Genomic DNA, 26,923 nt, shown 5'->3' on the forward strand with positions numbered 1-26,923 from the left:
ATTTTTGTTTCAGTGTTTAGCGCAATTCTATCATCAAACTAGGGCTTATTCATGAGCTAATTACGAAAATCAAATTGGGTAAATGTTGATCAATTGCTGCTTAATTTAAAAACATTGTTAACTCACTATTAATTATTAAATTAAATAAATAATTCAGTTGATCTGCTTATTTTTGTTTATATAATGCGCGCAAACCACCCGTTCATATTATGTACTATTTAAAGGTAAACCATGAAAAAACAATTAGTGATGCTTTCTCTTGCATGTATCTCATTTGGCTCATTAGCAAGCAACCCGCACTACTTTTCAGCTGATAACAGTATTGAATCGAAGTTATGTAGCTTAAGTGCAAACGAAGGGTTTACCGCTGCACGTAAAGAAGCAGCAAAGCATGGCATTTCAATGTCACGTTTTTCAAAAAGCATTTTATGTAACGGTACTGACATTCGTGAAATTGCAAAAAAAGCACAATCACAAGAAGTAGCAAAAGCAGCGATTGAAGTGTTTGCTAAAAATGAGCAAAAAGAAACTCAACTTTGCATCACTGCACTTAAAAAAGGTTTAACACCTGTGCGTGAAAAAATTGGCAACTTAAACACGTTAAAATGTAATGGCGAAGCAGTAACAGACTTCGTTAAGCGTTACCAAAACGCAGCTATCTAATAGCGACAGTATAGTTATTTGTAAAAAGCGCTCTTCGGAGCGCTTTTTTTATGAAAAAATTACAGCAACCTATGAAAAGCTTGCTAAATCATAGGCTTAACAGTAACTTAACTAGGTTGTAAGTGCTTGATTTTAGTCAATAAGGCATTTTGGCATTCAACTTGAAATAGTCTAATTGAATCTAATCGACTACAAGGAAATGTCTTATGAAAAAGTTAACTTTAGCATCTACAATTTTAGCAGCACTAAGTCTTTCAGCATGTTCTGCAAGTAACTCTTTAGCAAAAATCGACAGCGATTTTGGCAGTCTAGATAATGACAATGACGGCTATATCTCTAAGGTAGAAGCTGACGATGATGCAATTTGGGAGCATTTTTCAAACATCGATACCAATATGGACGAGCAAATCAGCCGTACTGAATTTAATGCATACATGCAATTAAATACAGGCAAGGTGGCAGCTGATAGTGAGGTATCTGAATCAGCATTTAAAGCTGAAATCGCTAAATTTGACCCAATCGAAAATGACTTTAAATCGTTAGATAACGACAAAAATGGTTATGTTTCAATTGAAGAAGCCGATGACGACGATATCGCAAATCACTTTGGCTATATGGATAGCAACAAAGATAAGCGTATAAGCCGCACTGAGTTTGTTAATTACATTAGCAAATATGGCAGCGACGTTGCCGAAGATGATGCCCTTGAAATGGTTAAAAATAGCTAATTTCAAAATTCATTTATAAATATCCCCCAAAGCCAGTGTTTTACACTGGCTTTTTTACAATAATTTTTCCAACCTTGGCCGACTTCTGTCATAATAGAGCGTTAGTGATTTAAAATGACCTTTAGTAGCAATGGCCACAAAACGTATCAGTGATGAACAGTTAGTCGAAATCATAGAAGCCGCGATTTTTGTTGCTGGAAAACCTGTGTCTAAACGTCATTTAAAAGAGACAGTATTAGCTGATTTAAGCGTATCTATGCCGCGCATTAATAATGCAATTGAACAAATTCAAACGCATTATCAAACCCGAGGCATTAAGCTTGTTGCAGTAGGCAGCGGTTACAGGTTTCAAGCCTGCGCTAGTTTAGCGCCTTGGCTGGCAAACTTATGGCAAGAGCGCGCACCTAAATACTCACGAGCACTACTAGAAACGTTATCCTTGATTGCCTATAGACAACCTATTACCCGTGGTGAAATTGAACAAGTACGGGGGGTCGCTGTTGGCTCAGGAATAATTAAAACCTTATTAGAAAGAGAGTGGGTTAGAGTTGTTGGCCATAAAGAGGTGCCCGGGCGCCCAGCGTTGTATGCCACAACATCCGCTTTCTTAGATTATTTTTCATTAGCTGGTTTAGATGAATTACCGCCGTTACCTGAACTTCAGGAGAGTAAAATCAACCAGCTATTGAGCGATCCTTCTGTGAGAGAACTATCTGAATGAGTAATGTAGAAACTGAAAAGTTACAAAAAGTATTAGCCCGTGCTGGCGTGGGTTCACGTCGTGAAATGGAAAAATACATCGATGCCAACCGCGTGAGCGTGAATGGTAAAGTGGCTCGTTTAGGCGACCGCGTAGAAGCAACCGATGTAATTCGTGTTGACGGTCACGTAGTGAAAATCGAAGACAAAGCCGACCGTATTTGTCGTGTGCTTATGTATAACAAACCAGAAGGTGAGTTATGTACGCGTAAAGACCCAGAAGGTCGTCGTACGGTATTTGACCGTTTACCACGTGTTGATGGCGAACGCTGGATTGCAGTTGGCCGATTAGATATTAATACCGCAGGTTTAATGCTGTTTACTAACGATGGTGAACTTGCTAACCGTTTAATGCACCCAAGCTACGAAGTAGAGCGTGAGTACTCAGCTCGTGTGTTTGGTGAAGTGACTAACGAAACGCTACGCACTCTAACAAAAGGCGTTGAGCTTGATGATGGTCCTGCGAAATTCTTAAACATCAAACCTATGGGTGGTGAAGGTATCAACCGTTGGTTCAATGTGACTTTAACAGAAGGTCGTAACCGCGAAGTTCGTCGTTTATGGCAATCACAAGATGTTGAAGTATCGCGTCTTATCCGTATTCGTTACGGTAAGTTAGAGCTTGATAAGCGTTTGCCACAAGGTGGTTGGGCTGAGCTTGATTTAGACACAGTTAACTATTTACGTAAAACAGTACAACTTGGCCGCGAAACGCAAACTAAGCTGTCGGTTATTCCTGAAAAGCGTAAAGACAAACGTGCTAAAATTAACCAAATCCGTAAAGCGGTTAAAAAGCACAATCAACGCGCTAAACAAACTAAGCGTCGTTAATCAGAAAATATAATTGTTTGCAGATAAACTAATTTATTTGCAAACAGGCATAAAAAAAGCAGCGATTTCGCTGCTTTTTTTGTTTTCAATGCTAATTAAGCATTTTCAACTGCTGTACGTGGGTCAACATATTCCATGTTGAAAGCTTCAGCTACTTCTTTATAAGTAACTTTACCTTTGATCACGTTTAAGCCTTTTAAGAAGTTTACATCGTCAAGAAGCGCTTTCTTATAGCCTTTGTTAGCAAGGTTGATGATGAACGGTAATGTTGCATTGTTAAGTGCGAACGTAGAAGTACGTGGAACAGCACCTGGCATGTTAGCAACACAGTAGTGAACAACGTCATCAACAATGTAAGTAGGATCAGCGTGAGTTGTCGCCTTAGAAGTTGCGATACAACCACCTTGGTCGATTGCAACGTCAACGATTGCAGAACCAGGCTTCATTGCTTTGATGTGCTCAGCTGTCACTAGTTTAGGCGCTGCTGCACCTGGGATTAGTACGCCACCGATCACAAGGTCAGCTTCTAGTACGTGTTTTTCTAGTGCGTCAGCAGTAGAGTAGATAGCTTTAACTTTATTACCGAACTGTGCGTCTAATGCACGTAGTACGTCGATGTTACGGTCAAGAACAACAACGTCAGCACCTAGGCCAACAGCCATTTGCGCTGCGCTACGACCAACCATGCCGCCGCCGATAACAACAACTTTAGCTGGCTCAACACCTGGTACACCACCAAGTAACATACCACGACCGTGGTTTGATTTTTCAAGCGCTTGTGCACCAGCTTGGATAGACATACGACCAGCAACTTCACTCATAGGAGCTAGAAGAGGTAAACCGCCACGTGAATCAGTTACTGTTTCGTAAGCGATACACACTGCGCCACTTTTAACTAGGTCTTCAGTTTGTGGAAGATCCGGTGCTAAGTGAAGGTAAGTAAATAGAATTTGGTCTTCGCGTAACATTGCACGCTCAACAGCTTGTGGCTCTTTTACTTTAACGATCATTTCAGCTTTAGCAAAAACGTCCGCTGCTGTTGGTAAAATTTCAGCACCAGCTGCAACATAATCTTCGTTAGTGAAGCCAATGCCCATACCAGCATCAGTTTCAACAAACACTTGGTGGCCATGGTTTACTAGTTCACGAACACTCGCAGGAACCATACCTACACGGTATTCATGGTTTTTGATTTCTTTAGGTACACCAATAATCATAGTTTTTCGCCTTAATAGAACGGGATAAAATTTTTGACTATTATATTCATGACCAGCCAGTGTGTCTCACCTTTTTTAAGTGGTATTCTAGTGATATAATCTAAAAATATATTTTAAACAGTGCAAAACTCTGGTTTGGCTTATGCATCAATTACTCGACAGAATAGACCGTAAAATTTTAATGGAATTACAGCTCGATGGTCGGATCTCTAACGTAGAGCTGGCAAGGCGTGTAGGACTAAGTGCCACCCCTTGTTTGGAGCGGGTAAAAAAGCTCGAAAGAGAGGGCTATATACTTGGATATAAAGCAGTAGTGGATCCTGCTAAGCTTGGCCAAGGTTTGTCGGTTTATGTAGAAGTAACCATCACTAAAACCTCACCAGATGTTTTCGAAGAATTTAACGCTGCAGTTAAAAAGCACGACGAAATAATCGAATGCCATCTAGTATCGGGTAATTTCGACTTTCTATTAAAAACACGTGTAAATGATATGTCGGAATATCGAAATGTACTGGGTGATATTCTACTAAAACTACCAAATGTCAGTGAAAGCCGAACTTATGTGGTAATGGAAGAAGTAAAAGGTGAAGAAGGGGTCATTATTCGCCCATATATTGCCTAAACTGTTAAAATATACATTGAGTAACAAAAACTTGTTCATTATCAGTCCATCAAGGCTAAGATAAAGTGCATCAAACGGCATTTCCTGCTAAGGTATTTCACTGCTAATCGATCAGTAAAGAATAATAAGGAATAGGGAGCTATGCGCCTAAATGGTGTTCAAAGACTGTTAGAAACGGGGCTAATCATCAGCACCTTTGCTGCAGTATTTATTTTATGTGCATTAATCAGTTTTGATCCTGCGGACCCTTCATGGTCGCAAACCGGTGAATTTGTTAATGTTAAGAATATTACCGGCACAGCGGGAGCTTGGGTTGCAGATATCCTATTACTCACTTTTGGCTGGCTTGCTTATTTAGTGCCTGTTGCTATTCAATTGTTCGGTTATTTATTGTTTAAGCAACCACACCGTATTTTCCAGCTTGATTACACCACGCTTGCCTTACGTGTTATTGGTTTTGCGCTGTTTATTACTTCAGCAACTGCCATCAGCAGTATTAATTTTGATGATATTTATAACTTCTCATCTGGTGGGGTAGTGGGAGATGTTATTGCGACAGCAATGATGCCTACCTTTAATTTTACCGGCACCTCCATTTTACTACTGTGTTTTTTCTTTGCTGGTTTAACCCTATTAACCGGTATTTCGTGGGTGCAATTTGTCGATTTTGTCGGTAAGTGGGTGATGAAAGCATTCTACTTTTTACGTGAGCAATTTTCTGCTTGGCTACATCGTGAAAAAGAAGCTGTTAAAGATATTGCCACGACAGAGCCAGACGCTAACTTTGTAGAACCAGAAAACGAACCAGCTATTAGCTTTAATAGCGCTGATGAAGAAGAGCCAAAGCCTACTAAGCCTAAGCAAAAGCCTGCTGAAAAAGCCGATGATGACTTTAAAGGCTTTGATGAACTAGACGATATTCTTGACCAAGAAATTGGTTTCAGTGCCCTTGATGATGAATCATTCGATACCGTATCGGCACTGAATGCGCTTGATCAGAGCCCAGTCGTTGAGCCAGAAAAACCTGTTACAACGGTTGTTTCGCCTGCGCGCCCTATGCCTAAACCAAAACCTTCATATGAGCCACCACCAACGGCAAAAGAAAAATTTGAAGCACTGCTTGAAGAGCAGCCGCCTGCAAACCCGTTACCGTCACTTGATTTATTAGACCGCCCAGACAAAGCGAAAAACCCATTATCACAAGAAGAGCTTGATGGAATCTCGCGTTTAGTTGAAACCAAATTACTTGATTTTAATATTCAAGCTGCGGTTGTGGGTGTATACCCAGGTCCGGTTGTAACGCGTTTTGAGCTTGATTTAGCACCGGGTATTAAAGTGGCTAAAATCACTGGCCTAGCGAAAGATTTAGCACGTTCACTGTCTGCTGTAAGCGTACGTGTGGTAGAAGTTATTCCGGGTAAAACTTATGTTGGTTTAGAGCTGCCTAACAAACACCGTGAAATTGTGCGCTTAAGTGAAGTTATTAACGCGCCTAAGTTCGAATCAAACCCATCACCACTGACTATGGTGTTAGGTAAAGACATTGCTGGCGAGCCAGTATGTGCTGATCTTGGCAAAATGCCACATTTACTTGTTGCGGGTACCACAGGTTCAGGTAAGTCAGTGGGCGTTAATGTAATGATATTAAGCTTACTGTACAAATCGGGCCCTGATGATGTTCGTATGATCATGATTGACCCGAAAATGCTTGAACTTTCTGTGTACGAAGGCATCCCACATTTATTATGTGAAGTTGTGACCGACATGAAAGAAGCAGCCAATGCATTGCGTTGGTGTGTAGGCGAAATGGAACGTCGTTATAAGCTGATGTCGGCACTTGGTGTTCGTAACTTAAAAGGTTACAACCAAAAAGTGTTGGATGCCAAAGAAGCGGGTCAACCGATTCTAGATCCACTGTTTAAAGACACCGATGGCATGGCCGATGGCCCTGAAGAGCTAGATAAACTGCCAAGTATTGTGGTGGTTATTGACGAATTTGCCGACATGATGATGATCGTGGGTAAAAAAGTGGAAGAGCTGATTGCACGTATCGCGCAAAAAGCCCGTGCTGCAGGTATTCACTTAGTGCTAGCAACACAGCGCCCATCGGTTGACGTAATTACCGGTTTGATTAAAGCGAATATTCCAACCCGTATGGCGTTCCAAGTTTCAAGTAAAATTGACTCGCGTACCATTTTAGATCAGCAAGGTGCTGAAAACTTACTTGGTATGGGTGACATGCTTTACTTACCGCCGGGTACCAGTGTGCCTGTGCGTGTGCATGGCGCGTTTGTTGACGACCACGAAGTACATGCGGTTGTAGACGATTGGAAGAAACGTGGTAAACCAAATTATATTGATGAAATTTTAAGTGGCGATGCCACAGAAGAAATTTTACTACCAGGAGAAACCAGTGAAGACGGTGATGAAGAGTCAGATCCGCTTTACGATGAAGCAGTATCATTTGTAATTGAAACCGGCAAAGTGTCGGTATCGAGTGTACAGCGTAAGCTTCGTGTAGGTTATAACCGCGCAGCACGCTTAGTTGAACAAATGGAAACATCAGGCATTGTTAGCGCACCAGGACACAACGGTGCCCGCGAAGTCTTAGTGCCAAATGGTGGAGCAAATTAATGAAAAAAATTAAATACCTGGCCCTAATTATGGGCTGTTTATTAAGCGGTCAAAGTTTTGCAGACGACAGCGAAGCGTTGCAACAACAGCTGGCTGCGATTAAAAGTTTTAAAGCAGAGTTTTCACAGCAGGTTACCGATTCGCAAGACGAAGTTATCATGCAAGGTGAGGGGAATATTGCTCTTCAGCAACCTATGATGATCCGCTGGCAACAGCAAAGCCCAGACGATACTTTATTTGTATCAAATGGCGACAAAACGTATTACTTCGACAGCTTTGCAGAGCAAGTAACGATTATGAATACCCACAGCCTGATTGATTCAACTCCATTTGTGTTGTTGACTTCAAAAGATCCAGAGCAGTGGGCTAAATACCAAGTTGTGGCAACTGATGCAGGTTTTAGCGTCACGCCAAACAAAGGCGTTGAGAGCCAAGTTGAAAAGTTAGACATTAGCTTTAACGCTAAAGAGCAAGGCCTAGCATCACTGACAGTATTAGATACCTCTGGTCAGCAGTCTTTATTTACCTTTAAAGATGCTAAAGTGAACGAAGAACTTGCAACTCAAACCTTTGAATTTACCATTCCTGAAGGCGTTGAAGTTGACGACCAAAGCCAAGGTGATTAAGGCTTGAGTAATCTCGGATTTAATTTTGGTCCTGATGTGCGCCCACTTGCGGCGCGCATGCGACCCGAAACACTCAATGACTACATAGGTCAGCAGCACCTTTTAAGCCCCGATAAACCTCTTTACCAAGCGATTCTTGCAGGTCGATGCCACAGCCTCATTTTGTGGGGGCCGCCAGGCGTTGGTAAAACCACCTTAGCGCAGATTATTGCAAATCATGCCGATGCCAGCCTTATTCAAATGTCGGCAGTCACAGCAGGTGTAAAAGACATTCGTGATGCCGTAAGCGAAGCAAAAGCAAACCTTGCCGGGCGAGGGCAGCGCACCTTATTGTTTGTTGACGAAGTGCATCGCTTTAATAAATCTCAGCAAGATGCATTTTTACCACATATCGAAGATGGTACTTTTATTTTTGTTGGCGCGACCACCGAAAACCCATCATTTGCACTTAATAACGCGATTCTGTCTCGTGCTCGTGTGTACGTTTTAAAAGCGCTTGAACAAGCCGACTTATTTAACGTCATTGAACGCGCTTTACGTGAAGACGTAGAGCTTAGCCAAAAACACATTGAAATTGCCGAAAACGCTAAACAAGCGCTTTGCCAAGCAAGTGATGGCGATGCGCGTAAAGTGCTTAACCTGTTAGAACAAGCTGTTGATTTAACCTCGGAGCAGCAGGGTAAATACCTTGTTGATCAACATGTTCTAAGTCAAGTTCTACCAACTCACTTAGCCAAGTATGACAAAGGCGGTGATGAGTTTTATGACTTGATTTCAGCGTTTCATAAGTCAGTGCGAGGTAGTTCACCTGATGGTGCTTTATATTGGTATTGCCGTATTTTAGCCGGTGGTGGCGACCCGCTTTATGTGGCAAGGCGATTATTAGCGATTGCTACAGAAGATATTGGCAATGCCGACCCGCGAGCAATGGAAGTGGCACTCAATGCGTGGGATATTTTTCAACGTGTTGGCCCAAGTGAAGGTGAGCGCGCTATTGCACAAGCCACCATTTATTTAGCCAGTGCCCCGAAAAGTAACGCTGTGTATATGGCGTTTAATCAAGCAATGCAAGATGCTAAAAATGAGCCGAGCCATCCGGTGCCAGAGCATCTACGTAATGCACCAACCAGCTTAATGAAAGACTTAGGTTATGGCGCTGAATATCGGTATGCACACAATGAGGAAGGTGCGTTTGCAGCAGGCGAAAAGTATTTCCCTGAGGCAATTAATGATCGCCAGTATTACTTCCCAACCGACCGCGGGCTTGAACAAAAAATAAAACAAAAGCTGGAATATTTAACCCAGCGCAACGAGCAAAGTGATATTAAACGTTATGAATAGTTTGAAACTTTACATGATGATTGCAATGGGTGGCGCTTCAGGGGCATGTTTACGCTATTTTCTTAGCGAAACCATGCTAAAACTGCTCGGTAGGGGATTCCCTTTTGGCACGTTGACAGTTAATATTCTTGGTTCATTGTTAATGGGCATTTTATACGGCTTGATTGAAAAAGAAATAATCGCTGTTAGCCCCGCTAAAACCTTAATTGGTATTGGCTTTTTAGGTGCATTGACCACCTTTTCAACATTCTCAATGGATTCGTTGTTGCTCTTGCAACAAGGTCACTTTTTTAAAATGGCCCTCAATATCACCTTAAACGTGGTGGTGTGTATATTTATGGCTTGGCTGGGCCTTCAGCTGGTAATGCAAAAAGGTTAAAAATCGAACATGTTAGATTCTAAATATTTACGTCAAGATATCGAACAAGCGGCTGCACGTTTAGCATCACGCGGTTACGAACTTGATACTGCAGCGGTAACTGCACTTGAAGAAAAACGCAAAACATTACAAGTAAAAACGCAAGAACTTCAAAGCGAGCGTAATGCAAGTTCCAAAGCTATCGGCCAAGCAAAAGCGAAAGGCGAGCACGAAAAAGCACAACAACTGCTTGATTCAGTCAGTAACCTTGGCGATCAATTAGACAGCGTAAAAGCAGAGCAAGACGCAGTACTTGAAGAGCTTAAGCAAATTGCACTTGCTATTCCAAACTTACCTGATGAGTCTGTTCCTGTAGGTGAAGACGAAGATCAAAACGTTGAAATTTCAACCTGGGGTACGCCTAAGTCATACGACTTTGAAGTAAAAGATCACGTTGATGTTGGTCAAGACGTAAACGGCCTAGACTTTGAAATGGGCGTTAAAATCAGTGGCGCGCGTTTCACTGTTATGCGTGGTCAAGTTGCACGTATGCACCGTGCTCTTACGCAGTTCATGCTTGATACGCACACAGACAAAAACGGCTACACAGAAATGTATGTGCCTTACCTAGTTAATAGCGCAAGCTTATACGGCACTAGCCAATTACCTAAGTTTGCTGGTGACTTATTCCACACATTAGGTTTAGTGGATGACGACGGTCAGCAACAACCAGGTTTTAGCTTAATTCCTACAGCTGAAGTACCGCTTACGAACAGTGCTCGTGACGAAATTTACGACGAAAGCGACTTACCAATTCGTTTAACAGCGCATACGCCTTGTTTCCGTAGCGAAGCAGGTAGCTATGGCCGTGATACACGTGGTCTTATTCGTCAGCACCAATTCGACAAAGTTGAATTAGTACAACTAGTAAAACCAGAAGATTCAATGCAAGCGCTAGAAGAGCTAACAGGTCACGCTGAGCAAATCTTACAAGCATTAGAACTTCCATACCGTAAAGTGATTTTATGTACGGGTGATATGGGCTTTGGTGCAGCAAAAACTTATGATTTAGAAGTATGGTTACCTGCACAAAACACCTATCGTGAAATCTCATCATGTTCAAACATGGTTGATTTCCAAGCGCGTCGTATGCAAGCGCGTTTCCGTCGTCAAGGTGAGAAAAAGCCAGAGCTACTTCATACACTAAATGGTTCAGGTTTAGCAGTTGGTCGTACACTGGTAGCAATCTTAGAGAACTATCAACAAGCAGACGGCTCGATTGTTGTACCAGAAGTATTGCGCCCTTACATGGGTGGCTTAGAAGTTATTAAATAACGTTTAAGTTCATAACGTTTTAAAAACCGTATTTTGATCAGAAAATACGGTTTTTTTATGCCTAGCATTAATAATAATTGCGGTACACAGTATTTTTAGTAGACTAAAAAAAGTACTACAAGTTTAAAAACTAAACTACATAGTATTTTATTAAAATACACGAAGGACTGCTGTTATGAAAAGACTACTCGCCGTAGCATCCGCTGCTTTATATTTAGCAAGCTCTGTCGCTTTTGCTAAAGACAAACCCAATATTCTAATTATATTCCCCGATGATGTTGGCTGGCAAAATGTTAGTGCTTATGGACTTGGTACCATGGGTTATAAAACGCCAAACATCGATAAACTCGCCCACGAAGGGGCAATGTTTACCGATCATTACGCGCAACCATCGTGTACTGCAGGGCGCGCTGCACTTATTACAGGTCAATATCCAATTCGTAGTGGCATGACTACAGTGGGACGACCTGGCGCTGAGCTTGGTTTAAAAGCGGGTTCTTATACCCTTGCCGAGGTATTAAAAGAGCAGGGTTATGCAACAGGGCAATTTGGTAAAAACCACTTAGGTGATCGCAACGAGCACTTACCAACCGTGCATGGCTTTGATGAGTTTTTCGGGAATTTATATCACTTAAATACTCAAGAAGAGTTTGAGCAACGTGATTACCCGAAAGATCCTGAATTCTTCAAAAAATATGGTACGCGAGGTGTTTTACATACTTACGCCACAAATGTAGATGACAAAACAGTTGATCCACGTTTTGGCAAAGTGGGTAAACAAAAAATTAAAGATACTGGCCAGCTTTCTCGTGAGCGTATGAAAACCGTTGATAAAGAGTTTATGGACGCAAGCATAGACTTTATTAAACGAGCGAAAAAAGCAGATAAACCTTTCTTTGTTTGGTTTAACCCAAGCCGAATGCATATGTACACGCGTTTAAGTGATGAGAGCCGTTATTTAGCAGAAGAATACACCACAGAGCATGATTTATACGGCAGTGGTCTGATTGAACATGATCAACAAGTGGGCGAGTTAATGGCTGCACTAGATGATATGGGTGTGCTTGATAACACTATTGTTGTTTATTCTACAGATAATGGCCCGGAGCACAGTGCTCGATTACATGGTGGTACAACGCCTTTCCGTGGTGAGAAAATGACGACCTATGAAGGTGGTGTACGTGTGCCTATGATTGTTCGCTGGCCAGGTAAAGTACCTGCAAATACAGTATTAAACGGTATTCAATCGCACATGGATATTTACACAACCTTGGCTGCAGCAGCAGGTGAACCTAATATTGCTAAAAAAGCGCTGAAAGAGCATAAGCAACCGATTGACGGCGTAAATAACTTGAATTACTGGCTTGGCAAAACTGACCAAAGCGCCCGTGATCACTTTTTCTACTATTACGAATCAAGTATAAAAGCGATTCGCTACAAGCAATGGAAGCTGCACTTTGAAACGAGCGAAAATTATTATGCTCCTTATGAAAAGCAAAAGTTCCCAATTTTCTATAACATACGTATGGATCCGTTTGAAAGCTTTGATGGTTTAACCGACCGCTCAGACATAGTGCAAGCTAAGCAATGGCTGAATGAGCCTGTGCAACATCTACTTGGCGAACACATAAAATCGCTATCAGAGTATCCACCACTGCAAAAAGCAGCAAGCTTCGACTTTAGCCAGCTAATGGAACAGTTGATGTCTGGAAAGCAGTAACTCTCAATAAAACAAATTATTGACTTGTTAATTAAATAAATAGCCGCATCGGGAAGCAAATAAGCTAACCATGCGGCTTTTTGCTTTTGGCTAGAAGGCAAGTGATAGTAAAGCTAAAGTCGATCTAAACTCGAACAACCAACGTATTCAAAGCATTAAGTTAATAGTGTGAAGTAATATGAGTGATAAACAAAAATCTGTTCCAACATCACGCTTTGCAAGAGCGGCTCGGCTTGGCTCTTTAGCAGGCAAAGTTGCGGGTAATATGTTGTTTGAAGGCACAAAAGCATGGGCGACCGGCAAGCAAACATCACGACAAGAGTTATTGTTACAGCCAAAAAATATTCAGCGCTTTGCAGAGCAGCTAGCAAATCTTCGCGGGGCTGCAATGAAATTGGGGCAGCTGTTATCCATGGATAGTGGCGAATTACTTACTCCTGAGCTATCTACAATTTTAGCAAGGCTGCGTGCAGAAGCGACACCCATGCCACAAAAGCAGCTAGTTAAAGTAATGCGTGAGCATTGGGGCGATGCGTGGCTAGGGCAATTATCGCATTTTGAACTCAGACCATTTGCTGCGGCATCAATAGGGCAAGTGCATATTGCTTACCGAGAATCGGGCGAAAAGTTAGCAGTTAAAGTGCAATACCCAGGTATTGCAAAAGGCATTGCCAGTGATGTTGATAACTTAGCTTACCTTCTCAAGCTCAGTGGCTTATTACCCAAAGAGGTAGAAATACAGCCTCTTATCGAGGAAGCAAAACAGCAGCTTATAAACGAAGCTGACTACGAATTAGAAGCGAGTTTTTTAAAACGCTACAGCGAGTGTTTAAAGGGTGATGACAATTACCTTATTCCAAATGTGGTTGATTCGCTTAGTTCTTCTCAAGTTTTAGTCATGAGTTTTGTTGAAGGGCAAGAGCTAGATGAACTGGCAAGTAAAGAGCAAGCTTTACGTAATAAAGCGGTTGAACAGTTACTCAGCCTATTTTTATATGAATTATTTAGCTTTAAACTAGTTCAAACTGATCCAAACTTTGCCAATTATCAGTATCAAATCGACAATCAACGCTTAGTGCTTTTAGACTTTGGCGCCACCCGCGAACTACCTCAGCATATTAGTGATGGTTACTTACAGTTATTATCTGGTGCGATTAGTAACGACAGAGCAGGCGTTGCAACAGCAGCACAGCAAATTGGCTATTTTCAACAAGGGCTCGCTCAAGAATATATAGATAATGTCGTCGATATATTTCTTCTCGCTTGCGAGCCACTGCGCCACCAAGGTGAGTATGATTTTGCGAATAGCGACTTACCAAAACGAATTAAAGAACTCGGCCTAAAAATGAGTACCGCCTCAGTGCATTGGCACGCACCACCCGTAGATGCCTTGTTCGTTCACAGAAAGCTAGCGAATTTGTTTTTAATCGCTGCAAAGCTAGGCGCAAAAGTGAATGTGGGTAGTATTTTTAGGGAGTTTAATTGTAGAAAATGAGGGTTTACCCTTCAAAGTTGATAGCTCTGCCACAGGTTATAATTTTAAGGTTGTATTCTTTAAAATATTATTCTTTTGTATTTTATAAAATCACTTTCCAAATGAACATATTTTCAACACTGTAATTACTATTAAAAGGTTTGTTTTTTTGCGTGCTTTACGCATTAAGTTGTTAGTTAATGAGAAGTAGGATACGGTTTTTAAGTTTATTTTAAAAAATGGAAACTTTAAGTGATTTATTAATTTTATAGTGTTATTAATAAAGTGTTAGATTGAAAAGGGAAGTATCATGGTAAAGCTGAACTATGGCAGAAGTAATGCTTTTATGATATTTGGAATGTTACTTTTAGGCTTTTTTCTCCTGCTTCTTTTACTAATTGGTGATTATATAAATGGAGGGGGCTTTTTTAAGTTAAATTTATTATCAAAGCTCAGTGATTTAGAATTAAAGTTATTGGTTTTGATTGTACCTTTATCTGTAGTTGTATTGTACTCAATTGGGTTTGTTATTTATTTAGGTAGCTTTATTTTTTTGTCTGGTCCCGGTTGGCTATTAATGAAAAAAATATACAGGAAGTCACCTTTTACATCTGAAAAAATTTTTAATGCGATTCTTGCCATTAAGTCCTTCTTTTGACTTCTACAAGGAATGCGATTCTCTTGTTCAAAAGGGGGGCCATATATTTCTTACTTAGAGATGCGGGTGGTGAGTTGAGTACTGATATTAAATTTACATTTACTCAACTAATGTTTGGGAGAGCTGTACTTTTTTGCTTTGTTTTATCATCATTTTTCACCTTGTTTTCAGTTGGTTTTACTCTTTTTAAGTTAGTTTTATTCTTAATGATTTATCTTGCAGCTATAATTTTTTATGCTGTAGGATTAAAGTTTTTTGATGAGGTGCTTTCTATGGGATTCTTATCAAAAGAAATTTTAATTAAAAAATCTAAATCAGAAATATATCTTGGTAAAGAAAAGCTTTAAGCTGATTTTTATTATTGTGGGGCTATTTTTATCAGTTCTTGTTTTTAACTAGGTATTTAATTGTTTTTCCTAATATTTAATTCAATTGCAAAGAGCTGGGAAAATAATAAATTATGACCACATAAAAGAAACTTTAGCTGAGTACTTAGAAGAACTACTTGGCTACTGCCCAGAGTATTTATGTGCGAAACCTAAAGTTTAGCTATCAAGGGACCTAATAAGGTAAAGGCAGAGAAAGATAGCCGAATGTGCGGCTTTTAAAAACGAAATAACACTCTGGAGATTGTGGTAAAGCAAGCTACTCAAAAGTAGGTCGCGGAAAAAGTAGTGTTGTGGTTATGAACCGTAAAAAGATATTGATTTATGTTTAGCAATTGAGTGACGGTTTGATAAAACAGTTTGCATATTTACTTTATCTAGTATTAAAACTTGTGCATATCTAAGATGGCATAATACCTTATAAAATGTAAATTCTTTAAATTCAATGCGATGACTAGAAATTAGTTTGTTACTATGATAGAAATCGAAATGTAATAAGATTCAAATATTTAGTTGTGAACAACTACAGATGCGTATGCTACTACGTTTAAAGAACAAGCGTTAATGTTGTTTACTTATAAGTCACTCTTTTTCATTGTAAGCAACGACGGTGGTGTATGGAAACAACTAGCTTTATCTCTACAAAGGTAGCTACAAAATTATTAAAAGCTTTAACCAAAGTGCTGAAAAGTAATGTTGATGCCCGAAATGCCGAGTTGGTTGAGATTCAATGACATATTTGGGAATTGTAAGGAATTAGCTAAGTTTTACATTCAACCTGATTGCCAACAGGTTAATCCCGCAGATGAACTTGAAGATGAGACAATATCAACAATCAGAGCAGGGGTTTTTGAAACTATTAATAAATTCTTAAATAGGGATATTGTAACTAGAGATGGCGCTAGTCAGATGTTTATTCTTGCCGACGCAGGAATGGGAAAAACATCTTTGTTAATGATGGTAAAACTTAGCCATTTAATGGCTTTTTGGCCAAAAAATTATCAATGCAGACTACTAAAGTTAGGTGCTTCGACACTAAATGATATTGAAAAGATAGAAAATAAAAGTCAAACAGTTCTGTTACTTGATTCACTTGACGAAGATACCCAGTGTAAGCAAGGTGGGACAATTGAACGACTAACAAAGATACTTGAGGTTACAAGTTGTTTTCATAGAGTAATAATAACATGTCGCACACAGTTTTTTCCCGAGACTGCAGACTCTGCTTTCAATACGATGGGAAAAATATCATTTAATAATTATGAATGCCCTTTAGTCTATCTATCTTTGTTTACAGACGAACAGGTTGATGCATATTTAAAAAAACGTTATCCAAGACATGTAAAATACATTTTTAATCATTTTTACAATCCCAAGCTAAATGATGCTAACCAGTCAATTAGGAGTATCGGTTCCCTCCAATTTCGACCATTTTTGTTGTCACATGTCGAAACTCTTTTAGAAAGTCACCGACAGGGGGCGACTGAATACGACTTGTATAAAGGTTTGGTAGATACATGGCTTAATCGTGAAGTAATTAAGTTGAGGAGACATCTTAATAAAAATATTAATAAAGATGATTTATTAAAAGCCTGTATTTGGTTAGCTGAAACGATGCAGCGACAGGGTACTCATACTGTTGCCCTAAAGCATCTTAAGCAACTATGTAATTTCGATTCAAATATTATTTTGTTTAATGATTCTGCTGATAGAGTTATTGAGGGGGTAGATCATATCGATATTGGTACAAACTCACTACTGAACCGTAACTCATGCGGTGAGTTTAGATTTTCACATTTAAGTATAAGGGAGTTTTTAATTGTCTATGGTGTAGAGCTTGGTATTTTACTAGATAAAGTAGACCCATTTATCAAGACTGATAATATGCTCAAGTTTATTAAAACTGTGAATCAAAATAAGGTCGGCTTATTTTTTAATGAGAATAATGGATATTTGCTAACGGGCTTTATGCTCTCAGAAGGTAGTCAATTGGAGCAACTCGATCTAAGGTATGCATCTTTGGAACAAAGTGACTTGAGAAATGCTTCACTTGAAACTGCTAATTTAGGAGGTGCAAATCTTCGGGGAGCTGATCTTAGAGGAATAAATTTACAAAATGCTAATCTAGAAAATGTTAATTTACAAGGTGCAAATTTACAAGGAGCAAATTTACAAGACGCAAATTTACAAGGAGCAAATTTACAAGGAGCCTATTTAAATGGTGTGTTTCTTGATAATGCTAATTTAGATTTAACAAAGTTAAATAATGCGGAATTGACAACTTTAAATTTAGACAAAAGCCTCAAAAGGAATACTAGTCTGAAGAACGTAAGTCTTGTGAATGCTGACTTAAGTAATGCTCAGTTGAATAACGCCGATTTAACAGAAGCGTGTATAACAAATAGCAAACTTCACTCTTGCTTATTTTTGGGGGCAAAATTTAATAAGGCTTGTTTGAACAGCTCTGACTTTAATAATTCGATTTTCATTGATGCTAAATTCAATAACGCAGACTTAACAAATGCTGACTTTACGGGCTGTAACTTTAAAAATGCAGACCTACAAGATGCAGATTTTACTGGTTGTGATTTAACTCAAGCTAACTTAAGCAACTCAAATATAACTGAAGGTCAAAGGAAGTTGGCAACTTTTAAAAAGTATAGAAACCAAAAGCCTAGAACAACGATACCTTAAATATTTAATAATTGGGCTATTTAAATTTTCAACTAATTTCGAGGTTTATATTTAACTACTGAAAATTTAATATATTTTTCAAAATCCATTAATAGAAGCTATGAGGTCACAGAAGGTCAATAAATATCTCATAACGGACTTTTTATGGAGCTAATGCTCAATTTTAAGGTGCCATTAGCTGTCTTCCTATATATCCCCCCCCCAATCAACACCTAATCTAACCTAAAAATGAGAAAATAAGTTTAGATAAGTATGGTGCGATAAATGTGTGATATAAATAAAAGAACGTAGAGTTTAGGTGCGATAAAGTAAATAGATAAGTTAATTAACTAATTGAATAGAGTGTAGAAAAGATGGTCGGCATAGCAGGATTTGAACCTGCGACCCCTGACACCCCATGACAGTGCGCTACCAAGCTGCGCTATATGCCGACGTTGCAAGCCATAGTACGGCTTTTTTTATAAAAATCAATATCCCCGCAGTTTGATTGCTTGTTTATTGTTCAGGTAATCCACATTAAATCAATGGGCTAGAGGTTAATCTAGCCAATCGTTGATCGTATTGTACATAAAGTCGCGTATTAATGGTTGAGCATCGGCATTTGGGTGCAGGTTATCGTTTTGCATAAGTTCAGGGCGGCCTGCAATACTGAGCATGAAAAAGGGCATGAGCTCAGAATCTGTTTCATCGGCAATGGTTTTAAAGCTATCGGTGAAAAGTTTTGTGTAACGCGGGCCATAGTTTGGTGGAATTTGTACTTCCATTACGGCGGTTTTCGCCCCAATTTTTTGGCTTTTTGCAATTAAATCACGTAAGTTAGCTTGCAGGCGTTTAATAGGGAAACCTCGTAAACCATCGTTTCCGCCAAGCTCAATGAGTACATGAGTGGGTTCAAATTCGCTCAGTAACGCGTCGAGTCGCCTTAGAGCACCGCCTGTGGTTTCACCGCTAATACTGGCGTTTACTAGGTATACAGATTGGTCTTTTTCATCGTACTTATCTTGTAACAATTTAACCCAGCCTTGCTCTTGTTTAAGACCGTAAGCGGCGCTTAAACTGTCACCTAAAATTAAAATTGTGTTGTCAGCTGCTGCCGTAAGTGGTTTGATTACTAACAGTAAAACGAATATAAAACGTAGGATTGGATGCATCATATGTCAGCGCTTTCTCAATTAAACATCATTCAAGTTAAAGGACTTTCTAAAACGGTCACCACGGTTGAGGGCGACCTGACCATCCTCAGTGACATCAGCTTTAATGTCAAGTCGGGCGACTCAGTTGCTGTAGTAGGCACCTCAGGTTCGGGTAAGTCTACTTTATTGAGTTTATTGGCCGAACTTGACCAATCTACCGGTGGTAGTATCCATTTAGATGGAGCCGCATTACACGAATTAGATGAAGAAGCACGCGCAGCACTTCGCGCTGAAAAAGTAGGTTTTGTATTTCAGTCTTTTATGCTTGTACAAAGCTTAACAGCCCTTGAAAACGTAATGCTTCCCGCTGAACTTGCAGGAAGCAAAGACGCTAAACAACAAGCCCTAGAGCTACTTGAAAAAGTAGGCTTAAGCCATCGTGTGGGTCATTACCCATCGCAATTATCTGGTGGTGAGCAGCAACGTGTAGCAATTGCTCGTGCATTTATAGGCACACCGAAAATCTTATTTGCCGATGAACCATCAGCAAACCTTGATAGCAAAAACGGTAAGTTAATTGAGTCTCTATTATTTGAGCTAAATAAAGAGCACGGCACGACACTTATTTTAGTAACCCATGATGAGCAGCTTGCACAAAAGTGCCAGCAAATTTTACATATTGAAGCAGGGCAGCTAGTAACTGTTAAAGAAAACGAAGGAGTGCAAGCGAATGTGGGCTAAATTAGCACTAAAACTGTTTTCACGTGAGTTTAAGCGTGGCGAATTAACAGTGATCAGTGCAGCAATAGCCTTAGCTGTTCTCACTGTTTTAACACTGTCTATGGTTACCGACCGAATTGGTCAAAGTATTGAAGAAAAAAGCAGTGCCTTTATTGCCGCTGATCGCGTTTTAGCAAGTAACCATATTTTACCTGCTGAGTTTTTAGATAAAGCCAACCAAGAAAACTTACGCACCGCAAAAATAACCTACTTCGATACCATGTTATTTGCCGGTGACGAAATGCAACTTGGCTCGGTTAAAGCGGTATCAAATACCTATCCATTAAAAGGCGAGTTAAAAGTAAAAACTAGCCTGACTGGTCAACCACAAGTAACTTCTGATATCCCAAGTCGTGGTGAAGTGTGGTTAAGTGAATCTGTGTTTTATGCGCTAAACATTAAAGTGGGCGATAAAGTAGAGCTTGGTGCTGCTACTTTTACGGCTAGTCATGTTGTAGCCGAAGAGCCTGATGCACCGTTTAATGTGTTCTCGAGCAGCCAGCGAATCTTAATCAATGAAGCAGACATTGCTGTAACAGAGGTAATTCAGCCCGGCAGCCGAGTGTTTTACCGCCAACTTTATGCTGGCGACAAAGACAACTTAGATACCTTTTATGCGTGGTTAAAACCACAGATGAAAGAAAACCAGCGTTGGTATGGCGTTAAAGATTGCCAGTCACCTATTTCTAATAGTTTAAATCGTGCCGAAAGCTATTTATTGCTAGCTGGTTTACTTGGCATTATTTTAGCTGCCGTTGCTATTGCGGTATCGGCAAAACGGTATTGTGAGCGTCAGTACGACCCAGTTGCTATGATGAAAACGCTTGGCGGTAGCCGCGCTATGATCCGTAAAATCTATTTATTACATTTGAGCCTTGTATGTTCAATGTCGGTGATAGTCGGTTTACTGATTGGTTATGGTTTACAAGCGATTGCCACTGATTATTTAGCACAAACCATGGGTTCAGCACTGCCAAGTGCATCGGCAAAACCTTGGATCATTGCGATTAGCACGGGTGTGATTTGTGCGGTTATGTTTTCAATTAAACCGCTACTCGATTTATTTGATATTCCGCCGCTGCGTGTGCTTCGCCGTAACTTAGGCGACCGTTTATTAGTAAGTAAAGTGCACCTTACTATGTCGGCGCTTACTGTGTTTTTACTGATGTGGTTATTTAGTAATAACATCAAAATTAGTGCAATTTTGTTCCTTTCGACGGCATTTTTAATTGCGGTGTTATTTGCTTTATCAAAGGTTATTTTTGGTGGTGGCCGCAAACTTGGCTTGAGTCCAGGCAACAGTTGGTCATTGGCGATTGCGTCAATTCAAAAGCGTGCCAATGTGAATGCTGTGCAATTAATTAGCTTTGCTTTGGCAATCAAGCTATTACTGTTTTTAATTGTACTTAAGAACGACATGATTTCGGATTGGCAGTCGCAGCTTCCTGAAAATGCCCCTAATTCATTTTTAGTGAACATTACTGAGCAAGAGTTAGAGCCAATAACTAGCTTCTTAGCGCAAAACGATATGCCAACGTCTGATTTCTATCCGGTTGTGCGTGGCCGTGTAAACGCCGTAAATGGTGAGTTGGTTGCCCGCGAAGTATCGCAAGAAGACAACGAAAAGAAAGACGAAGAAGCCCGCTCTGGTATTGGCCGTGAGTTAAACCTAACTTGGCGTAAAGACTTACCTAATCAAAACGAGCTTATCGACGGTACATGGTTTAGTGAAGACTCAGTAGCCGAGGCATCGGTAGAAGAGTCGATGCTTGAACGCCTTGATGTAAAAATTGGCGATACACTTACTTTCCTAATTGGTGCGCAGTCGTTTGACGCAAAAATTACCAGTGTACGTAAGGTTAATTGGACAACGCTAAAACCTAACTTCTTTATTATTTTGAGCCCTGATGTGCTAGCGAGTTTCCCGGCTACTTATATTTCATCAGTGAATGTAAAAGCAGAGAAAAAACGAGAGTTTAATGAGCTAATGCGTCAATATCCGACGGTTAACGTGATAGATGTTGAGAGCTTTATTAAACAAATTCGCTCAACCATTGAGCAAGTATCGTTAGCGATTGGCTTTGTACTAGCGATTGTGGTTGCCTGTGGTGCTTTAGTACTTATTTCACAAGTACAAGCAAGTTTGGGTGAGCGAATGCAAGAGATTGTTATTTTGCGAACTTTAGGTGCGAAAGGGCGCTTAATTAAAAATGCCACCTTATATGAGTTTTTACTATTAGGCGTTACCGCAGGTTTAGTCGCTGCAATTGTCAGTGACATCGCTCTGTTAATAGTGCAAAAACAAATGTTCGATTTAGCAGGTAAGTTCCACCCTCATATTTGGGTGATTGGCCCAGCAGTCGGGGGGTTATTTGTGGCATGTTTAGGTTATTTGATGATAGCGCGCACAATGCGAAAAAATACCCAAGGCTTATTACGCTCGCTCGCGTAAATGTCTTAATTAAAGGTTGACTATAAAATGCTCGCAATTGCGGGCATTTTTTATGAATTGCAATTGGTTACTGGTAATTTATACAGTGCTCTGGCATTATTAAGCGCAGATAATAATGATAATAGACGAGTCAGTTAGTTGGCGATTATTTTAGGGATTGATCCTGGTTCACGATTAACAGGGTACGGCGTGATTGCTCACCAAGGTGCTAAGTTCACTTATTTAGGCAGTGGCTGCATTAAATTGGCCGATCACGATTTTCCGATACGCTTAAAAATGATTTACCAAGGGATCAGTCAATTGGTAGAGCAATTCTCCCCAGAGAGTTTTGCTATCGAAAAAGTGTTTATGGCACACAACCCAGACTCAGCGCTTAAGCTCGGTCAAGCACGCGGCGCTGCTATCGTTGGTGCTTCAATGGCAGAGCTGCCAGTTTATGAATATTCGGCTAGGCAAATTAAGCAGGCCGTTGTAGGTAATGGCGGAGCCGATAAGTCTCAAGTACAGCATATGGTTAAAAACATTTTAAAGCTGCCAGGTACCCCTCAAGCCGATGCCGCAGATGCCTTAGCAATTGCTATTTGTCATGCTCACTCAGAACAAAATTTAATAAAACTTGCGGGCAGTGCGAGCAAAACCGTAAGAGGACGATTAAGGAAGTAATATGATTGGTCGATTAAATGGCTTACTAGTAGAAAAGCAGCCACCAGAAATTCTTATCGAAGTAAGTGGTGTAGGCTACGAAGTACAAATGCCGATGACTTGCTTTTATGATTTACCGGCAGTGGGTGAGCAAGCGATTATTTATACCCATTTTGTGGTACGTGAAGATGCCCAGCTATTATTTGGCTTTAACAACAAAACCGAACGCGCTTTATTTAGAGAGCTTTTAAAAGCCAATGGTGTAGGGCCAAAGCTTGGTCTAGCTATTTTATCGGGTATGTCGGCGCAGCAATTTGTAAGTTGTGTTAATAATGAAGATGCGACCACACTGGTTAAACTACCGGGCGTTGGTAAAAAAACGGCTGAGCGTTTAGTGCTCGAAATGAAAGACCGGCTTAAAAATTGGGGTAATGACTTATTTACACCATTTAGCGATAATGCCGTCATTGAGCCATCAAGTGATGATACCCTAGTGGCAAATAATGCTGCTGATGATGCTGTATCAGCACTTGTGGCATTAGGCTATAAGCTACCGCAAGCACAAAAAGCGGTTAAAACAGTGAACAAACCAGATATGACGACCGAGGTTCTAATTAAAGAAGCTCTAAAATCAATGTTGTGAGTAAACCATGATTGAAGCAGATCGCTTAATAGATGCGAGTGAACAAAGTAACGAAGACAGTGTTGATCGTGCCATACGACCAAAACTGTTAACCGATTACACCGGCCAGCCGCATGTTAAGCAGCAAATGGAAATTTTTATTGAGGCTGCTCGCCATCGTGGCGAAGCGCTGGATCACTTATTAATATTTGGTCCACCGGGTCTTGGTAAAACCACACTTGCAAACATTGTTGCCAACGAGCTTAACGTTAATATTAAAACAACGTCGGGGCCAGTGCTTGAAAAAGCAGGGGATTTAGCCGCACTTTTAACGAACCTTGAAGAAGGTGACGTACTGTTTATTGACGAAATTCACCGTTTGAGCCCGCAAGTCGAAGAGATTTTGTATCCAGCAATGGAAGATTATCAGCTGGATATCATGATAGGTGAAGGCCCTGCAGCACGTTCAATCAAGCTTGATTTACCGCCATTTACTTTAATTGGCGCAACAACGCGTGCAGGCTCACTCACCTCACCACTTAGAGACCGTTTTGGCATCGTACAGCGATTAGAGTTTTATTCAGTTGAAGACCTCTCAAAAATTGTTGCCCGTTCAGCAAGCTTTTTAGACTTAACCATGTGTGATGAAGGCGCTACAGAAATCGCCAAGCGCTCACGTGGTACACCTCGCATAGCTAATCGTTTATTACGCCGCGTTCGTGATTACACCCAAGTGAAATCAGACGGTAAAGTGAATGCTACAGTTGCCGAGCAAGCCCTCGATATGATTGATGTCGATAAAAGCGGTTTTGACTACATGGATAGAAAATACTTGCTAGCTATTATCGAAAAATTTATGGGCGGCCCCGTTGGCTTTGATAACCTAGCGGCTGCAATTGGCGAAGAAAAAGAAACCATTGAAGATGTGATAGAGCCGTTTTTAATTCAACAAGGCTTTATACAACGCACCCCACGCGGACGACTTGTTTCAGACATTGCCTACCTGCACTTTGGATTAACGCCAGAAAAATAACTAAAAACCCCGCGAAGCGGGGTTTTTAGTAGTTAGATTTCAGAAGTTAGATATTAGTTGATCGAGAGGGTGGTTTTATTTTTGTGTAATTAACAAAAAGCTTGCTATAGATGATATTAGTTTTACTTTGTCCTAACCACTAACCACTAACCACTAACCACTAACCACTAACCACTAACCACTAACCACTAACCACTAACCACTAACCACTAACCACTAACCACTAACCACTAACCACTAACCACTAACCACTAACCACTAACCACTAACCACTAACCACTAACCACTAACCACTAACCACTAACCACTGGGTTGTTGTCTCATTTTAACATCTGTAATTCACATGCTGTTAAGTTATCGATAGGTATTCTCATTGACGTTTGTGTAGGCAAAAAAAAGCCCGCATAAGGATGCGGGCAAACAACAAGTTGAAGGAAGTAATCCAGGGAACTACGGTCTACTTAAAAAAGGTTTTATCCAGATTTAAGCAAACCTAGTGCAATACGAATTTTCATATTGCTAAAAACGGAGCTTAATGAAAGAAACTTTCATGAGGTTGCTAGCTCGGTATAGGTAAATAATACGCAATGATGGATTTTTCTTCAAACTAGAAAAATTTTATTTTCAGATAAAAAAAACTAATGTGAGCATATTTTTTAATTGTTTTCTTTTTGTTCACATTGTGAATATATTAATTTTAAGTTTATGAATGGGAAGGTTTTTATAAATTTTAAGAACTTTATTCAGGATTAGTTTAAGTATTCTGTAGTAGATTCGTAAAAGTGCTTTTGGGTGTTTATGCGTTATTTATGAATAAACGCCGAGTTTTTGGCTGTTTTGGTTGCTTTTTAGTGTCACTGTAGTGACTTATTATTAAGGTGAAAATATGCATAATTGTATTGATAAAACCTAATATGGCTAAAAAATAACTAAGCAAATTGCTTTTTACCGTTATTTGCCGCTAATTCACAGCAAGAGCGTTGTCAGTTCATAGCTGACTAGATACACTAGATGTAACTTTTGGCCGCCTTTGTGGTCAATAAATACAAGTGTAAAAAATATAACAAATTACATAGAAATCTATTTTAGGAGTTTAACGTGGGATCAGGGCTTAACTTTTTAGATCTTATTCTAGAAGCCAGTGTACTTGTCCAGCTAGTAATGTTGGCATTAGTCGGTATGTCGGTAATGTCATGGGCAATTATCTTTCAGCGTAAAAAAGCGATTTCTGATGCACTTAATGGCGCAAAGCGCTTTGAGCAGAAGTTTTGGTCGGGTATTGACCTAAGTAAATTATACAACGAAGTATCAGCGCGTCCTGGAGGCGCATCAGGTGTTGAAGCATTATTCGTTGCAGGTTTTAAAGAGTTTGCACGTCATAAGAAAAATTCACCACAAAGTGCAAGTATTGTTATGGAAGGCACACACCGTTCAATGCGTGTTGCTTTATCGCGTGAAGTTGAAAAGCTTGAGTCAAGTTTATCGTTTTTAGCAACAGTGGGTTCTATTAGTCCTTACATCGGTTTGTTTGGTACGGTGTGGGGTATTATGAACGCATTTATCGCATTAGGTGAAGTTAAGCAAGCAACGCTACAAATGGTAGCGCCAGGTATTGCTGAAGCACTAATCGCAACAGCAATGGGTTTATTTGCTGCAATTCCAGCTGTTATTGCTTACAACCGTTTTGCAAACAAAGTAGAAAAGCTTGAAGGTAATTATATTAACTTCATGGAAGAGTTCGCCAATATTTTACACCGCCAAGCTGCTGCGCAAATAGAGGCTAAAGCGAATGTACCAGCGTAAGAAACGTCGCCCAGTAGGTGAGATAAACGTAGTTCCTTACATTGACGTAATGTTGGTACTACTAATCATATTTATGGCAACTGCGCCACTTATTACTCATGGTGTAAAAGTAGATTTGCCAAAGATGGAAGAATCGGATCTTGTTGATACTAAAGATACGCCTCCAATTATTGCGTCAATTGATGCTGAAGGTAAGTACTATGTAAGTATTGGTACAGATCCTGAAGCACCAATGGAAGCGTTGGATGTTGCTGCAGTGATTAAACTTCAGCTGCAAAAGAATCCAGATACGCCAGTGATGATCAAAGGTTCGGGCCGTGTTTCTTATCAAGAAGTACTGCTACTCATGGACTTTTTGAAAAATGCCGGTGTGCCTTCAGTGGGTCTAATGACCGAATCATTTGAGGGTTAG

24 protein-coding genes and 1 tRNA gene are annotated in these 26,923 nt (G+C 40.2%); 22 read left to right on the top strand and 3 right to left on the bottom strand.

The annotated features are described in order from the left end of the window. The first annotated feature begins 231 nt into the window (after positions 1 to 231). The 4 genes from ACRWSG_RS16130 (at position 232) to rluB (ending at position 2,981) form a co-directional block, all read left to right on the top strand. Positions 232 to 663: a hypothetical protein gene (locus ACRWSG_RS16130; RefSeq protein WP_054552966.1), complete on the top strand. Its 432-nt coding sequence runs from the start codon at positions 232 to 234 to the stop codon at positions 661 to 663. A gap of 206 nt (positions 664 to 869) precedes the next feature. Further along, the gene (locus ACRWSG_RS16135; protein ID WP_138600085.1) at positions 870 to 1,391 is read left to right on the top strand and encodes an EF-hand domain-containing protein; all 522 of its coding nucleotides are present in this window, start codon (positions 870 to 872) and stop codon (positions 1,389 to 1,391) included. A 130-nt stretch (positions 1,392 to 1,521) separates the two neighbouring features. Then, positions 1,522 to 2,112: an SMC-Scp complex subunit ScpB gene (gene scpB, locus ACRWSG_RS16140; protein WP_054552968.1), complete on the top strand. Its 591-nt coding sequence runs from the start codon at positions 1,522 to 1,524 to the stop codon at positions 2,110 to 2,112. Further along, complete coding sequence (rluB, locus tag ACRWSG_RS16145) at positions 2,109 to 2,981, top strand: 23S rRNA pseudouridine(2605) synthase RluB (RefSeq protein ID WP_063704647.1); 873 nt, start codon at positions 2,109 to 2,111, stop codon at positions 2,979 to 2,981. Before scpB ends, rluB begins: the two co-directional genes overlap by 4 nt. A 95-nt stretch (positions 2,982 to 3,076) precedes the next feature. On the opposite strand, the gene ald is transcribed toward rluB, so the two are convergent. Next, positions 3,077 to 4,198 carry an alanine dehydrogenase gene (ald, locus tag ACRWSG_RS16150; protein ID WP_462166739.1) on the bottom strand — a complete coding sequence of 374 codons (1,122 nt, stop codon included), beginning with the start codon at positions 4,196 to 4,198 and terminating at the stop codon, positions 3,077 to 3,079. Positions 4,199 to 4,340: 142 nt separating this feature from the next. Here ald and lrp point away from each other — a divergent pair, with 142 nt between their 5' ends. From lrp to ACRWSG_RS16205, 11 genes are all read left to right on the top strand, one after another. Beyond that, positions 4,341 to 4,820, top strand: a complete 480-nt coding sequence (gene lrp / locus ACRWSG_RS16155) for a leucine-responsive transcriptional regulator Lrp (protein ID WP_054552971.1) — start codon at positions 4,341 to 4,343, stop codon at positions 4,818 to 4,820. Positions 4,821 to 4,961: 141 nt separating this feature from the next. Then, positions 4,962 to 7,454, top strand: coding sequence for a DNA translocase FtsK (locus tag ACRWSG_RS16160; protein WP_194442392.1), 2,493 nt, complete (start codon positions 4,962 to 4,964; stop codon positions 7,452 to 7,454). Beyond that, a complete protein-coding gene (lolA, locus tag ACRWSG_RS16165) occupies positions 7,454 to 8,080 on the top strand; it encodes an outer membrane lipoprotein periplasmic chaperone LolA (protein ID WP_194442391.1) in 627 nt (208 codons plus the stop codon). The genes ACRWSG_RS16160 and lolA overlap by 1 nt, the downstream gene beginning before the upstream one ends. Before the next feature lie 3 nt (positions 8,081 to 8,083). Further along, positions 8,084 to 9,421 (top strand): replication-associated recombination protein A, encoded by a 1,338-nt coding sequence (locus tag ACRWSG_RS16170; protein ID WP_462166741.1) that lies wholly within the window; start codon positions 8,084 to 8,086, stop codon positions 9,419 to 9,421. A gap of 13 nt (positions 9,422 to 9,434) precedes the next feature. Continuing rightward, on the top strand, positions 9,435 to 9,800 hold the full coding sequence (crcB, locus tag ACRWSG_RS16175; RefSeq protein ID WP_054553088.1) for a fluoride efflux transporter CrcB: 366 nt from the start codon (positions 9,435 to 9,437) through the stop codon (positions 9,798 to 9,800). 9 nt (positions 9,801 to 9,809) lie between these two features. Then, positions 9,810 to 11,114 (top strand): serine--tRNA ligase, encoded by a 1,305-nt coding sequence (gene serS / locus ACRWSG_RS16180; protein ID WP_166340717.1) that lies wholly within the window; start codon positions 9,810 to 9,812, stop codon positions 11,112 to 11,114. 175 nt (positions 11,115 to 11,289) lie between these two features. Further along, positions 11,290 to 12,834, top strand: a complete 1,545-nt coding sequence (locus tag ACRWSG_RS16185) for an arylsulfatase (protein ID WP_138600078.1) — start codon at positions 11,290 to 11,292, stop codon at positions 12,832 to 12,834. A 178-nt stretch (positions 12,835 to 13,012) separates the two neighbouring features. Next, positions 13,013 to 14,329, top strand: coding sequence for an ABC1 kinase family protein (locus tag ACRWSG_RS16190; protein ID WP_462166742.1), 1,317 nt, complete (start codon positions 13,013 to 13,015; stop codon positions 14,327 to 14,329). Positions 14,330 to 14,618: 289 nt separating this feature from the next. Continuing rightward, a complete protein-coding gene (locus ACRWSG_RS16195; RefSeq protein ID WP_462166743.1) occupies positions 14,619 to 14,966 on the top strand; it encodes a hypothetical protein in 348 nt (115 codons plus the stop codon). Continuing rightward, positions 14,963 to 15,313 carry a hypothetical protein gene (locus ACRWSG_RS16200; protein ID WP_462166744.1) on the top strand — a complete coding sequence of 117 codons (351 nt, stop codon included), beginning with the start codon at positions 14,963 to 14,965 and terminating at the stop codon, positions 15,311 to 15,313. Before ACRWSG_RS16195 ends, ACRWSG_RS16200 begins: the two co-directional genes overlap by 4 nt. A gap of 738 nt (positions 15,314 to 16,051) precedes the next feature. Further along, positions 16,052 to 18,046, top strand: a complete 1,995-nt coding sequence (locus ACRWSG_RS16205; RefSeq protein WP_462166745.1) for a pentapeptide repeat-containing protein — start codon at positions 16,052 to 16,054, stop codon at positions 18,044 to 18,046. Between the two features lie 354 nt (positions 18,047 to 18,400). On the opposite strand, the gene ACRWSG_RS16210 is transcribed toward ACRWSG_RS16205, so the two are convergent. Together ACRWSG_RS16210 and ACRWSG_RS16215 are read right to left on the bottom strand one after the other, a co-directional pair. Then, positions 18,401 to 18,477: transfer RNA gene (locus ACRWSG_RS16210), tRNA-Pro, on the bottom strand. A 105-nt stretch (positions 18,478 to 18,582) separates the two neighbouring features. Beyond that, positions 18,583 to 19,200: an arylesterase gene (locus tag ACRWSG_RS16215; RefSeq protein WP_371351882.1), complete on the bottom strand. Its 618-nt coding sequence runs from the start codon at positions 19,198 to 19,200 to the stop codon at positions 18,583 to 18,585. Between ACRWSG_RS16215 and ACRWSG_RS16220 the strand changes: the two genes are divergently transcribed. From ACRWSG_RS16220 to tolR, 7 genes are all read left to right on the top strand, one after another. Further along, positions 19,201 to 19,920 carry an ABC transporter ATP-binding protein gene (locus tag ACRWSG_RS16220; protein WP_462166746.1) on the top strand — a complete coding sequence of 240 codons (720 nt, stop codon included), beginning with the start codon at positions 19,201 to 19,203 and terminating at the stop codon, positions 19,918 to 19,920. Next, positions 19,910 to 22,411 carry an ABC transporter permease gene (locus ACRWSG_RS16225; protein WP_462166748.1) on the top strand — a complete coding sequence of 834 codons (2,502 nt, stop codon included), beginning with the start codon at positions 19,910 to 19,912 and terminating at the stop codon, positions 22,409 to 22,411. Before ACRWSG_RS16220 ends, ACRWSG_RS16225 begins: the two co-directional genes overlap by 11 nt. Before the next feature lie 138 nt (positions 22,412 to 22,549). Then, entirely contained in the window at positions 22,550 to 23,074 is a 525-nt protein-coding gene (gene ruvC / locus ACRWSG_RS16230; protein WP_462166749.1) for a crossover junction endodeoxyribonuclease RuvC, read from the top strand. Position 23,075: 1 nt separating this feature from the next. Then, the gene (gene ruvA / locus ACRWSG_RS16235) at positions 23,076 to 23,696 is read left to right on the top strand and encodes a Holliday junction branch migration protein RuvA (protein ID WP_054553010.1); all 621 of its coding nucleotides are present in this window, start codon (positions 23,076 to 23,078) and stop codon (positions 23,694 to 23,696) included. Between the two features lie 7 nt (positions 23,697 to 23,703). Beyond that, entirely contained in the window at positions 23,704 to 24,708 is a 1,005-nt protein-coding gene (gene ruvB / locus ACRWSG_RS16240) for a Holliday junction branch migration DNA helicase RuvB (protein ID WP_462166750.1), read from the top strand. A 1,098-nt stretch (positions 24,709 to 25,806) separates the two neighbouring features. Further along, entirely contained in the window at positions 25,807 to 26,511 is a 705-nt protein-coding gene (tolQ, locus tag ACRWSG_RS16245) for a protein TolQ (protein ID WP_054553012.1), read from the top strand. After that, positions 26,498 to 26,923, top strand: coding sequence for a protein TolR (tolR, locus tag ACRWSG_RS16250; protein ID WP_054553013.1), 426 nt, complete (start codon positions 26,498 to 26,500; stop codon positions 26,921 to 26,923). Before tolQ ends, tolR begins: the two co-directional genes overlap by 14 nt.

This window comes from Pseudoalteromonas sp. GB43 (assembly GCF_054923805.1).

Excerpts from the sequence above, each read along its gene's own strand:
- ACRWSG_RS16130 (WP_054552966.1), top strand. The coding sequence starts at position 232 with ATGAAAAAACAATTAGTGATGCTTTCTCTTGCATGTATCTCATTTGGC.
- ACRWSG_RS16135 (WP_138600085.1), top strand. The coding sequence starts at position 870 with ATGAAAAAGTTAACTTTAGCATCTACAATTTTAGCAGCACTAAGTCTT.
- scpB (WP_054552968.1), top strand. The coding sequence starts at position 1,522 with ATGGCCACAAAACGTATCAGTGATGAACAGTTAGTCGAAATCATAGAA.
- rluB (WP_063704647.1), top strand. The coding sequence starts at position 2,109 with ATGAGTAATGTAGAAACTGAAAAGTTACAAAAAGTATTAGCCCGTGCT.
- ald (WP_462166739.1), bottom strand. The coding sequence starts at position 4,198 with ATGATTATTGGTGTACCTAAAGAAATCAAAAACCATGAATACCGTGTA.
- lrp (WP_054552971.1), top strand. The coding sequence starts at position 4,341 with ATGCATCAATTACTCGACAGAATAGACCGTAAAATTTTAATGGAATTA.
- ACRWSG_RS16160 (WP_194442392.1), top strand. The coding sequence starts at position 4,962 with ATGCGCCTAAATGGTGTTCAAAGACTGTTAGAAACGGGGCTAATCATC.
- lolA (WP_194442391.1), top strand. The coding sequence starts at position 7,454 with ATGAAAAAAATTAAATACCTGGCCCTAATTATGGGCTGTTTATTAAGC.
- crcB (WP_054553088.1), top strand. The coding sequence starts at position 9,435 with ATGATGATTGCAATGGGTGGCGCTTCAGGGGCATGTTTACGCTATTTT.
- serS (WP_166340717.1), top strand. The coding sequence starts at position 9,810 with ATGTTAGATTCTAAATATTTACGTCAAGATATCGAACAAGCGGCTGCA.
- ACRWSG_RS16185 (WP_138600078.1), top strand. The coding sequence starts at position 11,290 with ATGAAAAGACTACTCGCCGTAGCATCCGCTGCTTTATATTTAGCAAGC.
- ACRWSG_RS16190 (WP_462166742.1), top strand. The coding sequence starts at position 13,013 with ATGAGTGATAAACAAAAATCTGTTCCAACATCACGCTTTGCAAGAGCG.
- ACRWSG_RS16195 (WP_462166743.1), top strand. The coding sequence starts at position 14,619 with ATGGTAAAGCTGAACTATGGCAGAAGTAATGCTTTTATGATATTTGGA.
- ACRWSG_RS16205 (WP_462166745.1), top strand. The coding sequence starts at position 16,052 with ATGCCCGAAATGCCGAGTTGGTTGAGATTCAATGACATATTTGGGAAT.
- ACRWSG_RS16215 (WP_371351882.1), bottom strand. The coding sequence starts at position 19,200 with ATGATGCATCCAATCCTACGTTTTATATTCGTTTTACTGTTAGTAATC.
- ACRWSG_RS16220 (WP_462166746.1), top strand. The coding sequence starts at position 19,201 with ATGTCAGCGCTTTCTCAATTAAACATCATTCAAGTTAAAGGACTTTCT.
- ACRWSG_RS16225 (WP_462166748.1), top strand. The coding sequence starts at position 19,910 with ATGTGGGCTAAATTAGCACTAAAACTGTTTTCACGTGAGTTTAAGCGT.
- ruvA (WP_054553010.1), top strand. The coding sequence starts at position 23,076 with ATGATTGGTCGATTAAATGGCTTACTAGTAGAAAAGCAGCCACCAGAA.
- ruvB (WP_462166750.1), top strand. The coding sequence starts at position 23,704 with ATGATTGAAGCAGATCGCTTAATAGATGCGAGTGAACAAAGTAACGAA.
- tolR (WP_054553013.1), top strand. The coding sequence starts at position 26,498 with ATGTACCAGCGTAAGAAACGTCGCCCAGTAGGTGAGATAAACGTAGTT.